The organism is Bremerella sp. TYQ1 (assembly GCF_020150455.1).
Lineage (GTDB): Bacteria > Planctomycetota > Planctomycetia > Pirellulales > Pirellulaceae > Bremerella > Bremerella volcania_A.
The window spans coordinates 2,567,090-2,579,490 of sequence record NZ_CP083740.1 but is presented as its reverse complement, the minus strand read 5'-3'; the positions used below and the strand labels follow the sequence as shown (position 1 = coordinate 2,579,490).

Sequence of the window (12,401 nt, the reverse complement as noted above, 5' to 3'; positions counted from 1 at the left end):
TTTAAGGTCTAAGGGGATAGTCGCGTTGACAGCTCGAGATGCAATTTCTTTCGAGCTCGACTCACACGCGATAGGATCGTGCCTAAGGGAACTTGAAGCAAGTCGGCGGCCTCTTGGTGGGTTAACTCACCAACTACCACCAACAGGATCGCTTCCCGAAGTTCTGTCGAAAGGCTTTGCAGGGCGGCCTGCATCTCGTCGCTGAAACCTTGTTCCGGCTCGACAGGTGCTTCAAGCTCTGGAGTGGTTTCGTCGTGGTCGGAAAGAGGCATCGGCTGCTTCTTCCTGCGCCATCGATCAACAACACGACGACGCAGAATGGCAATCAGCCAGGCTCGCTCTCCTTTTTCAGCGTCGAATCGATCGCGGCTGTCCCATACCGATCGGAAGGCGTCCTGAACGACGTCTTCGGCATCGTGCCGGTTGCCCATCAAGCGATACGCGACGCGATAAAGCGTCGGTCCGTGCTGGTCAACCAATCGGTGAAACTGCTCGGCGGAAAGAGCCAACGCAACCTCCGAGGAAGAGTTTGGGTGAGGTAAATCTGCTAGACCGGAGCCAGGCAGAGCCCGTCAATCAACTCCTCCTAGCTAACCATTCGTAAGCTTCCTGCGGTATTATTCCCAGAAAGAGGAGCGTATTTCGAGATAAAACCCATGATACCATAGGTTTCAGAAAAGACGCCGGTGTGTGGAGGAAACTCATTTTCTCGCGTATTAGGTTGCTGTATCTCTCGATCAATTCTAGATTTAAGGAAAAAGATTGCGGCCTGACTGGCTTTCCTGTCTCGAAGCTTAGTGCCGCTGCGTATGCCCCGATGGCGTGGCACAGCCAATTCGTTCCGGGCGAAACTTGTCCTCTACAATAAATGTCATGACGCGAGAAACCGACCCATCGCCGACTCCTTCTCGGAAGCCTCCCCGAAATTACTTTGCGCGGAGTGAGCAACTTCGTTTGATGATGTTGGTCGGATCGCTGGGATTGGTATTGGTGCTGATGATGCGTGCCGCCGATCCTGAAACCTGGCGATGGATCGCACCGGATGAAATTCCAGACGCCCAGCCAGCGGCCGGCAATCAAGATGAAGCTCCTATTCCTGATGAAGAGATCCGCGTTCCTCGTAAAGCGGTTGCAGGAGACAACGGGACGGAAGGGGAATTTCGCCTGGTCGTCGATCGTCGACCTGCGACTCCGTACACGTTGGGTGAAAAGGGGAACGGCAACGATGAAAAAAAGTCGCCTGAGTTATGGGCATCTCCCCAGGCCTTGGCTGACGTCGAGGACAGTAGTCCTTTTCGTGCATCTGACTTTGATGCCTGGTCGCAGATCTACGATCGCCTAGGCGATGCCAACGCTCAGCAGCTTTCTTCCGAGAACGCCCCGCTCGTTCAATTCAGTCAGTTGTTTCAGCAGTCGAAACTGTACCGGGGAAAGCTGGTTACTATCGAAGGAACGATTCGACGTTGTGTCAAGCTTCCGCCAAACAAGCTGGACGAACGCGCTGGCAATCTATGGCAGATGTGGGTGTTCTCGGGAGCTGAGAACAATCCGATCGTCGTTTATTGCATTCATTTGCCGGATGGTTTTCCGGTCGGAAATCAGATTAACGAGAAGGCGTCTTTTCAAGCAGTCTATTTCAAGAAGTGGGTCTATGCCGCGCAAGGTGGTACGATGACCGCTCCGTTGCTTTTGGCAAGAAACGTCAATTGGCAGGCGAGCCCCGAGACACGTCGTGAAATTACCGCTCGCGAGATTTATTTCGGTATCGCGGTTGTTTTGCTTGGTGCCATCGCAATCGTTGGGTTTATCTGGTGGAATAACCGCAATCGTGATTCGCGAGCCGAGCAGATCGTACGGCATCGGAATCGAAAGCAATTTGAAGAAAATGCCGACGAGATCAATGTCGGCCAGTCGGTACGAGACCAGCTGGGTGCTTTATCGGCTCAAATGAAGAATACCTCGCCGTCTGCGAATCATGATGACTCATCTTCTGCGTAAATTCCGTTTTTCTCTCTGCATTGCTCTGATTGTGGGGCTGGTTGCTCTTTCGGTGGATACCGGCCGGGCTCAAGCACCAGCGGAGGAAGAATTGCCGATGGAATTTCCCATCGAACCTGACTCTCCCGGTGAAGTGGAAGGTGAGGCGGAGGCGTCTGCTGTTCCTGACTTCGATAAGATGTCGGCTCGCGAGTTCTTCGAGATGATTGACTTCGGTCCGAGTTATCTCGAGATGTTCGTCGACGGACAACCGCTGGAAGAAGGGGAGCAAGAAGCCGTAATTCGTGCGCTGACGCGAATTCGTCGTTTGCAGCCGCATCGAATTACACGTTGGTTGAAGCTGGAAACACCTTGGCAAAGTCTTTCGGAGACGCCAGGCAAATCGCGGCTCGATATCTTTCTTTTGACAGGCATCGTGGAAGCCGTTCGAGAAATCAGCGTACCGAAGGAAGCGGTTGAGAGCGTCGGCCTGGCAACTTATTACGAGGTCGATGTCCTTCTTGATACGCCTGAGGGTAACGCCCAGGGGACGATTGTTGTCGAGCACATCCCGCAGCCTTGGAAGGTGGTTTTAAACCCAGAGAAAAACGTCGTTGGGGAGTCGATCAGTTGCCCCGGAATTTTTCTTAAGTCTTATGAAACTGAAGCAGGGGAGCCTGGCTATCTTTTTGCGTCTCCCAAAATCTCGTGGCACCCTGATCAACCCAATTCGGCTCTCGGGATAACACCAGCAAAGATTCGCCTGGCAGAGCAGGGGATGGATATCGGAGAGCTATCGCATATCCAGGATCGAGTGAAATTCGAAGGGCTCGAACGCGAACCCTTTTATCAGATGATGGCTGCGGTTGCTCGGGTGCCGGACGATCAGCAGACGCCAACCGCCCAGGCATCTGTTTCGCAGTTGCTTACCAAGCCAAAGGATGGCTTGATGGTTGACCCAGAAGCGTACCGAGCAGAGTTTTTGCGTCTGACAGGCGTTTGCCGACGTATTACGCGAATTGAAATCGATGATGAAGATGTTCAGGAGCGTCTCGGTATCGATCATTACTACGAACTTTCAATTTTTGTACCGATTTCGGCACCGATCGTATCGCAGCGTGCAGGCGACGAGTCAACTCGCAAGTCGTTCGATCATGACTATCCTGTATTGGTTTGTGTTCCAACACTTCCAAAAGGTTTGTCGGTCGGCGAGCAAATGCACGAGTCGGTTGCCGTCACGGGGTCGTTCTTCAAGTTGTGGGCCTATCGAACTCCGTTTATGTCTCGCGAAGATTTTACGCGCCGACAAATAAGCCCGCTGTTTATTGCGGCCAAAGTCGAGCGATATAGTCCACCCAGTAACCCACAAACCAATCAGTTCGTGATGGCATTGCTTGTCATTCTGGGGCTGATTGTTGGACTGGGGATTGCGTTTGGTGTCCTCTTTTCGCGAAAACCTTCTTCGCGAAGACGTTAAATCGCCGCGAACCTTCGCGAAGATGTTCGACAGGCCGTCAAGCCCTCTTGATAATCGAGCGCCGGGCGCCCATATTCAGCAGCAGAATTGCTTTGATCTGCTTAACAGGTTGAAGCTATTCATCTTGCGGACATGTCACCAACCATTCATCCCAGAAATAACTGGGCTTCCGAGGAGAACTCTCTGATGAAACGAGCCAAGATCACGATTGTCGGTGCCGGGAACGTGGGGGCTACTTGTGCTCACTGGTGTGCAGCTGCCGAACTGGGTGACGTTGTGCTGTTGGACATTCCGCAAACCGAAGACATGCCTAAGGGCAAAGCTCTCGACTTGATGCAAGCCTCGCCGATTGTTGGCTTCGACAGCAATATCGTCGGTACCACCGACTATGCAGACACCAAGGACAGCGATGTCGTGGTGATCACCGCAGGTATTCCTCGTAAGCCTGGCATGAGCCGTGACGATCTTTTGGCGACCAATGCTAAGATCGTCACCGCAGTTACCGAACAAATCAAAGCCACGAGTCCTAACTGCACGATTATCGTGGTGAGCAATCCGCTCGACGCGATGGTTCAGCAAGCCCAAAAGGTGAGCGGCTTCCCTGCGAATCGCGTGATGGGCCAAGCGGGTGTTTTGGATACGGCTCGATACCGTACGTTCATCGCTATGGAGCTTGGCGTAAGCGTCGAAGACGTTACCGCTATGCTGATGGGCGGCCATGGCGACACGATGGTACCGATGCCATCTTGCACTTCGGTCGGTGGTATTCCTGTCACTCGCTTGATGGACGAAAAGCGTCTGGAAGAAATCGTCGACCGCGCTCGTAAGGGCGGTGCCGAAATCGTCGGTTTGCTTAAGACGGGCAGCGCTTACTATGCCCCCGCTGCAGCAACCGCTCAAATGGTAGAAGCCATTGTGCGTGACAAGAAGCGTCTGATTCCTTGTGCCGCTTTCTGCGATAAGGAATATGGCGTCGGCGGTTACTACGTTGGTGTGCCGGTTATCCTTGGTGCCGACGGTGTCGAGAAAGTGGTCGAGCTGGAATTGACCGAGCAGGAAAAGTCGGACTTCCAGAAGAGCGTCGATGCGGTCAAAGGATTGGTCGAATCGATGGACAAGTTGTTGGCTTCCTAGGCCAACCGATTCTTTCGGGGGGAAGCTTGAGGCTAAGCACAATTCCACGGTCAAACCGGTTTGGGTGGACCGTGGAATCGCGTGAAAAATTTCCACGTCGTGTGTCTCGCTAGCAAGATTGTTTCCCTTCTGCATTCGTGTTTCAATGCTTTTTCCAACGGGGCGACAAGGATGTCGCGCAGGACGCCAGAATACGATTTCTCAGCGTTGGCACTATCAAAGCGAAGAAGATCTGCCAAAAAGATGGAAAGGCTGATCTTGACCCAATTGGCGAACAAAGCCACATTTGGGCTTCGCTCTCCGAACAACCAACACCGAGAGTTCTCAGAACGTCTTCATGAAACGCTTAGATACGCCAGCGCTACCCGCGACGCATGCTTCGAACCTTAGCGTCCAGCAAAGCAAGGTTTTTGAATTTCGGATACGCCGAGATTCGAGCCAAAGCTGCCCTCTCGAACTTTTTACCCCGCTGCATTACGAGCCCGGATATGCCTATCCGTTAATCGTTTGGCTGCATGGTGCGTTCGACAACGAGTCGCAGCTTCGCCGTATTATGCCATTGACAAGTACTCGCAACTTTGTCGCCGTGGGGCCTCGGGCCACCTGTCGCCATAAACGTGATGCTACTAGCGTTGATGGCAGCTATTACTGGTCGCAGGACGAAATCAATATCGAGGCGGCCTCGCGTCGCGTCGAAATGGCGATTGAGTCGGCATCCGATCAGTACAATATTCATGGGCGACGCATTTTCCTGGCCGGTTACCAGGATGGTGCAACGATGGCCCTTCGCTTGGCCCTGCAAAACCCAAGCGATTACGCCGGTGTGATCTCGATCAATGGTCCTTTTCCAAGTGGAAACGCACCGCTGCGAAATCTTGGATTGTGCGAGCAGATGCCAATCATGCTGATGCATTGCCACGAGAGCACTTATTACACCGAGCAGCAGCTTTGCGACGATATTCGTCTGGGCTACAGTGCTGGGCTGAAGATGGATGTCCGCGAGTATCTATGCGGCGACGGTATCATGACTGACATGTTGGAAGACATGAATGGTTGGGTGATGAACCAGGTGTTACGTTAATCGACTCGCTTCGCAAAAACGATCAATGATAAAAGCCCTTGGATTTTTCCGAGGGCTTTTTTCGTATCCAGTCGAGTCAGATGGCTCGAAAAGTAAATAGCGGTGCTAGCGAACGGTGGAGTACTCCACATCTTAATGATCTTGTCTTGACCGCACTCGCGGCATTTCGGTACATATGCCCCACGAATTCTTGCGCCGCTTCGTGCGCTCTCGGAATTCGCCGTTTCTTTACTGTGCAGAACGACACAATCTCGAGCCGAACGATCCCTTTTTCGATATCGACTTGAGCACTGCTGAGACTTGAAGCTTTTTTCAAATGACTACCGACTCTGACCAAAACAATGCTCCAGAAGCGACCGGCGAGGAAACTCCTCGTGGTGGCTTTATGGCACTGTTGGGCAATCGGGTTTACCTGATTGTCGGGGCAATTGTCGTAGCTGGTCTGGTCAGCGGCGTGTCTTGGGTTTTGCTGCAAGGGGGAGAAACCGAAGAAAAGACGTTAGCTGCTGCTTTGGAGGCGTACGAAAAGGGTGAGTTCACCAAAGCTCGCGACATTGCCCGGGCTCACGTTGATGACCTGCATATCGCTGAACCCTATCAAGGAGCGGCTCCTTTTCTGCTTGGCATGATTCTTCATGACGAAGCACAAGAATTTCTGAACCCAAAAGATCGCGAAACGGTCTACAAGGTCGCCGCACAACACCTGGAAACCGCGAAGCAACGAGGCTTTCCGCCGGAATACGAAGTGCGGGGCGAATACCTACTCGGCGTCAGCCAGATGGAATCGAAGCAGTACGATCTCGCCATCCGAACACTCACAGGTGTGTATACCGATTACCCGCTGCGACAGATTGAAATCGAAAAGGCTCTCGCCGATTGTTACCTGGCGCTTTCGCCAACAACGAGCGAGAACTTAGAGTCCGCCCTGAAGTGGAGTCGTTTGTATGAATCGCATCCCACGCTGACGCCAGAGCAAAAAGCGTCCGCCGATCTCAGGCTTGCTCGAATTCAATTTGAGCTTGGTCAGTTAGATGAATCGCTGAAAACTATTCTAGAGATTCCACCAACTTCTCCGAGCTATGTCGACGGAGTGATTGTCCAAGGTTTGGTCAGTCATCGTCGCTATTACGAGTATCGGAAAGCTGGAGAGCAAGACAAAGCTCAAGACGAACTCAATACGGCTATTCGTTTATTCCGTAAGGCCGCAAGCAACCAATTGGTTGCTGCCGATTCGACTCGAAAAGCTTCCTATCAATTGGCCGTGATGTTGCGTGCCAACGATCAGCTTGAGGAGGCCTTAGAGCAAGCGAGCCGTACCCGAAAAATCTACTATCGGACTCCCGAAAGTGTTGCCGCCGGACTGGTGGAAGCAGAATTGCTGAGAGACGAAGGAAAGGATAACGAAGCGGTCGAAATTTATCGTCGTGCTCTACGTGAAGCTACGTTGAGTGGACGTTACGAGAACCCCTGGGTAGACGAAGTCGAATTTCGTCAACGAATTACGACAGCCATCGACGCTTGGAAGTCGGCTGATAAGTTTGCTCCTGCGGTGGACGTGGCTCAAGCATTGCGACCTCTCTTTCCCGCTGATCAGGCATTGCAGATTGAAGCGGACGTCCAGCATGCCTGGGGCGATTACCTGGAAGTTCAAGCGGATAAAGTGCCGTTTAACGAGTCGCTCGACTTACGAGCCAAGTCTCGATTTCGTTTTCGTAGTGCCGGAAAAGTATATCTCGATTTGGCCGAACATCGTTTCGCGACGGCCGAGTATACAAACGACTTGTGGAAGAGTGCTTCCGCCTATTTGCGAGGTCAAGACTTCAGCAAAGCAGTTGAGATTCTCGCCGAGTATCAACGCTATGAGACTCGCGAGCATCAACCGCGTGCTCTCGTCGCGACGGCTCGGGCATTGATTTCCCTGGATCGCGCTGAAGAAGCTTTGGCTCCGATCCAAGAATGCCTCGAGTTCTATCCCAAAGATCCCTCGGTGTACGAAGCTCGCGTGCTTGGCGGAGAAGCCTATATGGAGCTAGGCAAGCTGGCTGAAGCCAAAGAAGTGCTGACGGCGAACCTGGATGACGGTCGATTGGAACCAGCCAGTCGCGAGTGGCAAGATTCGTTGTTCTCGCTGGGGCAAGTTCTGCATCAGGAAGGGGAAATGTTCGATGCCCAGGCACGCGTTAAAGGTGCCTTGGAAGCACCGGAAAGCATTCCCCGAGAAGCGTTTCAGTTTCTCGAACAGAGCAGTGAAAGCTACCGAGCCGCAATCAAGTATTTGCATGCAGCTGTTCGTCGGTATCCAGATGATCCTCGTTCAATCAGTGCTCGTTACTTGATTGCTGAGTGCCACCGCCGTTCTTCGATGTTGCCCAAAAAGAAGTTTCGCCTGGTGAACATCGAAACACAGCGAATCAAATTTGACAAGGAAGTTAAGGATCACTTGGAAAGTGCCATCGAGATCTATAACGACCTGGAATACGAGCTGACGACCAAGCTGGAAACGCAAGCCGATCTTCATCCGGTCGAAGCAAAGATTCTGCGGAACTGTTACTTCGCCCAAGGTGCCGCGATGTTTGAGTTGGCTCGGTACAAAGATGCCATCGAGGCCTATTCAACCGCTTCCAATCGATATCAAACCGAAGCGGTCTCGCTGGAGGCTTTCGTGCAGATCGCTCATTGCTACCGCTATATGAATCAATCGGTCGAAGCTCGTGGAACCGTTCAGCAGGCCAAGATTGTCCTGTCGCGACTAGCTGATGGAATCGATTACTCGGAAACGACCCACGGTTCGCGGGACGATTGGCAGAATTACCTGACCTGGTTAGCGACCACCCTTTAACTGGAAAGCTGATTTGTATGCCTTGCCTTGAGGAAACCGATCAACTGGTGCAGCTGATTGACCAAAAGCACGAAGTGCTGACTCAATTGCTGACCCTTTCCCAGTACCAACTGCGTCTGGCAGGACACGATAGCCACATCGATGACTTGATGCGTGTTCTGGCGGCCAAGCAGACGTTGATTGAACGTCTTACACGAATCGATCGCACTATGGATCCTTTTCGACAGCAAAACCCTGAGTCTCGTGTTTGGCGTAGTGCCAGCGAACGGACGCAGTGTTCGCAAAAGGCAAAGCAGTGCGAAGTGTTACTCACGGAGCTGAAACAACTGGAACACAAAAGTACAGAAGTTGTCGCCAGTCACCGTGATGAAATTTCCAAGCTGCTTCGAGAAACCCACACTTCGGTCGATTCCGCATCGGCCTATAGCGAAATGAATGCTCCGACAAGCGGCGGTTTTGATTTTACTGCCGAATAAGAAAGGGCTGAACGATATGACCTCTCCCAACGAGAAATCGCCGATGTCTGACACCAATCGATTGTGGAATTTGGCTGCCGACGACGAGTCGCTCGATCTTCGCGAACTTTTGGCTTGCTGGGATAAAGCAACGGCACGTTTGCAAGAAACGCACGAGTCGCTCCGAACTGAAGTCACTCGTCTGACCGACGAGTTGGAAGTGAAAAACCGTGAGTTGGCTCGCAAAAATCGTTTGGCTGACTTAGGTCTGGTAGCTTCCCATATTGCCCACGAAGTGCGTAACGGTTTGATGCCGTTGACCCTATACACCGGTCTGCTCAAGAGAAAGATTGACGCAGATCCAGAAACGACGCGTATTGTCGACAAAATTGAATCAGGCCTGACGGTACTAAATACCACCGTCGACGATTTGTTGCACTTTACGGCCGATCGCCAGCCGAATCGAACCTACGTGCCGACTTCGCAGTTGATTCGTGAGATCTGCGAGGATCTAGCACCACAGTTTCAAGCTCAAAACGTGCAATTGCGGTTGGATCTCACCGAGCAAGAAATGATGTTGGCCGACAAGGATATGCTCAAGCGAGCCTTCCTGAATCTAACGTTGAATGCATTGGACGTCATGCCTGAGGGTGGCGTTCTGACAATCACGTCCCAAGTCAACTTTGGCCACATGGAAATTGAGTTTGCCGATTCAGGGTGCGGGATTTCTCACGCTGACGTTCGACGCATCTTTGATCCGTTCTACAGCACCAAAAGCACCGGAACTGGTCTCGGCTTGGCGATCGTTCAGCGAGTTGTCGAAGTTCATGAGGGACAAGTTTCGGCGATGAATTGTCCAGATTTCGGAGCCGCGTTCACGCTCATGTTTCCAATGAAAGCAAGCAAGGCCGCCGCATGATCGATACAACAAAGAATCATAAGAAAACGCATTCGGTCCTCGTTGTGGACGACAATCCACATTCGCGCGAAAGTCTTTGCGATGCCGCATCCATCATTGGCTATAACGCCGTGAGTTGTGGTAGTGGACGTGAAGCTCTCGACCTACTTGGCAAGCAAAGCTTTGATGTCGTGGTGACCGATCTGCAGATGCCTGGCATGGATGGCCTAGAGCTCGTCCGGCAGGTGCGTGCCCAGCACGAAAAGACTCAGATCATCATGGTGACCGCCCACGGTAGCATTCATACGGCTGTGGAAGCGATGCGATTTGGTGCGCTCGATTATTTGGAGAAGCCTGTTCAAGTCGAACCACTTGAATCGGCGATTCGTCGTGCCATCGATACCACCACGCGTGGAGATCGGGCCACCGCGATCCCGCCTGGCGGCAATAGCGACAACGTGGTCATGATCGGTAACAGCCCGGCAATGCAAACGCTACGGCAACGCATTGCTTTAGTCGCCCCTACGGACGAGACGGTTTTGATCACCGGAGAAAGTGGTACCGGGAAGGAGCTCGTTGCTCGATCGATTCATCAGGCCAGTCGACGACGCGCCGAAGCGATGATCAGTCTTAATTGCCCAGTTCTGTCTGCTCACTTGATGGAAAGTGAACTGTTTGGGCATGAACGCGGTGCGTTTACAAGTGCCGACCATGCTCGCGTTGGCCGTTTTGAACTAGCCGACAAAGGAACGATTCTGCTCGACGAAATCACCGAAATCGACTTGCCACTACAGGCCAAGTTGTTGCGGGTGCTCCAGGAGAAGCGATTCGAGAAAGTTGGCAGCAGCTCGACCGTTGAAGCGGACGTTCGTGTTTTGGCGACTTCCAATCGTGATTTGCTTGCGGAAGTGACCGCCAACCGATTTCGCCAAGACTTGTACTATCGCCTAAACGTCGTTCCGATCGAGCTTCCGCCACTACGCGACCGGGTCGAAGACATTCCACTGCTGGTCGACTACTTCCTGAATGCTGCTGTGGTGCGCGTCAGTCGCGAAATGCTTACCGTCGCGGATTCAGCGATGGAGCTACTGCAGAGCCACCCTTGGCCGGGCAATGTTCGTGAGTTGGAAAACATTGTGACGCGAGCCGCTCTGTTAACGATCGGTCATGATTTGACACCAGAGCAGATCCGACCTTGGCTGATGGAAAACAATCACGAATCGATTTCGCTTCAATCGACCGGATCGGTTTCTGTCGTGGGAATGCGACTGGAAGATATGGAACGTCAGTTGATCGAACAGACCTTGGAACATTACGAAGGGCATCGCGAGAAAACGGCGACCGCTCTCGGCATTAGTGTTCGGACGCTGAGCAACAAGCTGCGAAGCTACGGTTTGGCACCTCGGGCTCGAACATTCGCTCATGCGTAAGGAGGCATGCTGGATGTGCTATCGGCAAGAATTTCCGGAAATAGATCGGCAACATTTGCCGGCTTATGATTCGGCAAAATTGTCCGAAAGCGTGGCTTGCCGCAAGATTTGCCGGACGTGGCAAACTTTGCGGGTCTCGATGAAGAGATCGCGATGCAAGCACACAACTCGGCACGTCCTTTGCAATACGTCGGTCACCTAAGGTAAGGAAGCCAACAATGGGAAACTCAATCCTCAACGCGAATACGGTGCCTGTGCTCGAGCAGGTCGTCAACTTCGCGCAGAAGCGACATTCCATTTTGGCAACCAACATCGCCAATCAGCGTGTGCCTGGGTACAAGGGGCGCGATTTGAATGTCGACCGCTTTCAGGACGTTTTAGCCGAAGCAATTGAGCGAAAGAATAACCCCAACGCACCGATTTCGCAGAACCTGGTTCATACCAAAGATGGCGATCCGATGCGGGAAGTAGAGAGCTCGCTCAACGGCATTTTGTTCCACGACGAGAGCAATCTCGACATCGAAAAACAAGTCGCCGAATTGTCGAAAAACCAAACGATGCACAATACGGCGTTGGCGATTATGGAAAGTCAGTTTCGCCTTTTGAGTGTCGCCATCAGCGAACGTGTTTAACCCCCAACGGATTTTTAGTCAGGAAAGGACGTCCTCATGATCTCCGCATTGGATATCAGTACCAGTGGGCTCATCGCACAGCGCGAACGCCTGACCACGATTTCGCAGAACATTGCGAATATGTCGTCGTTGCGAGACGCGAACGGTCGAATCGGTCCTTACCGCGCCAAGCATGTCGTCCTGGAAACGGATCACGAGCTGGCGACCACCAGTGGTGCTGCAGGCGTGAAAGTCGCGGAAGTCCGCGAGAACGCCGTGGAACCGAAACGACGATGGCAACCAGATCATCCGCTGGCGATCAAAGATGGCAAGTGGAAAGGATATGTCGAGTATCCCAACGTCGACATGACCGAGCAGTTCGTCGATGCCCTGGAGGCAACGCGAGCTTACGAATCGAACGTCGGTGTGATTGAAATGACCAAGAATATGACGAGCCAAACGCTCCGCATTTTGGCGTAATTGATGGAACTTCCCCCCG

At 52.5% G+C, this 12,401-nt stretch carries 11 protein-coding genes; 10 read left to right on the top strand and 1 reads right to left on the bottom strand.

Translation table 11 applies throughout. The features are described 5' to 3' along the window. Positions 1–8: 8 nt before the first annotated feature. A complete protein-coding gene (locus LA756_RS09995) occupies positions 9–509 on the bottom strand; it encodes an RNA polymerase sigma factor (protein ID WP_224439732.1) in 501 nt (166 codons plus the stop codon). 364 nt (positions 510–873) lie between these two features. On the opposite strand from LA756_RS09995, the gene LA756_RS09990 reads away from it, so the two are divergent. The 10 genes from LA756_RS09990 (at position 874) to flgC (ending at position 12,382) form a co-directional block, all read left to right on the top strand. After that, positions 874–1,998: a hypothetical protein gene (locus tag LA756_RS09990; RefSeq protein ID WP_224439731.1), complete on the top strand. Its 1,125-nt coding sequence runs from the start codon at positions 874–876 to the stop codon at positions 1,996–1,998. Positions 1,999–2,095: 97 nt separating this feature from the next. Then, complete coding sequence (locus tag LA756_RS09985) at positions 2,096–3,454, top strand: hypothetical protein (RefSeq protein ID WP_224439730.1); 1,359 nt, start codon at positions 2,096–2,098, stop codon at positions 3,452–3,454. Between the two features lie 186 nt (positions 3,455–3,640). Then, the gene (mdh, locus tag LA756_RS09980; protein ID WP_224439729.1) at positions 3,641–4,588 is read left to right on the top strand and encodes a malate dehydrogenase; all 948 of its coding nucleotides are present in this window, start codon (positions 3,641–3,643) and stop codon (positions 4,586–4,588) included. Between the two features lie 337 nt (positions 4,589–4,925). Beyond that, complete coding sequence (locus tag LA756_RS09975; protein ID WP_224439728.1) at positions 4,926–5,669, top strand: alpha/beta hydrolase; 744 nt, start codon at positions 4,926–4,928, stop codon at positions 5,667–5,669. A gap of 316 nt (positions 5,670–5,985) precedes the next feature. Continuing rightward, positions 5,986–8,508, top strand: coding sequence for a tetratricopeptide repeat protein (locus LA756_RS09970; RefSeq protein WP_224439727.1), 2,523 nt, complete (start codon positions 5,986–5,988; stop codon positions 8,506–8,508). Positions 8,509–8,525: 17 nt separating this feature from the next. Continuing rightward, a complete protein-coding gene (locus LA756_RS09965; protein ID WP_224439726.1) occupies positions 8,526–8,984 on the top strand; it encodes a flagellar protein FlgN in 459 nt (152 codons plus the stop codon). 43 nt (positions 8,985–9,027) lie between these two features. Beyond that, complete coding sequence (locus tag LA756_RS09960; RefSeq protein WP_224439725.1) at positions 9,028–9,882, top strand: PAS domain-containing sensor histidine kinase; 855 nt, start codon at positions 9,028–9,030, stop codon at positions 9,880–9,882. Continuing rightward, positions 9,879–11,291, top strand: a complete 1,413-nt coding sequence (locus tag LA756_RS09955; RefSeq protein WP_224439724.1) for a sigma-54 dependent transcriptional regulator — start codon at positions 9,879–9,881, stop codon at positions 11,289–11,291. The genes LA756_RS09960 and LA756_RS09955 overlap by 4 nt, the downstream gene beginning before the upstream one ends. A gap of 218 nt (positions 11,292–11,509) precedes the next feature. After that, the gene (locus tag LA756_RS09950) at positions 11,510–11,923 is read left to right on the top strand and encodes a flagellar basal body rod protein FlgB (protein WP_224439723.1); all 414 of its coding nucleotides are present in this window, start codon (positions 11,510–11,512) and stop codon (positions 11,921–11,923) included. A 36-nt stretch (positions 11,924–11,959) separates the two neighbouring features. Further along, positions 11,960–12,382 (top strand): flagellar basal body rod protein FlgC, encoded by a 423-nt coding sequence (flgC, locus tag LA756_RS09945; RefSeq protein ID WP_224439722.1) that lies wholly within the window; start codon positions 11,960–11,962, stop codon positions 12,380–12,382. The last annotated feature ends 19 nt before the right edge of the window (positions 12,383–12,401 follow it).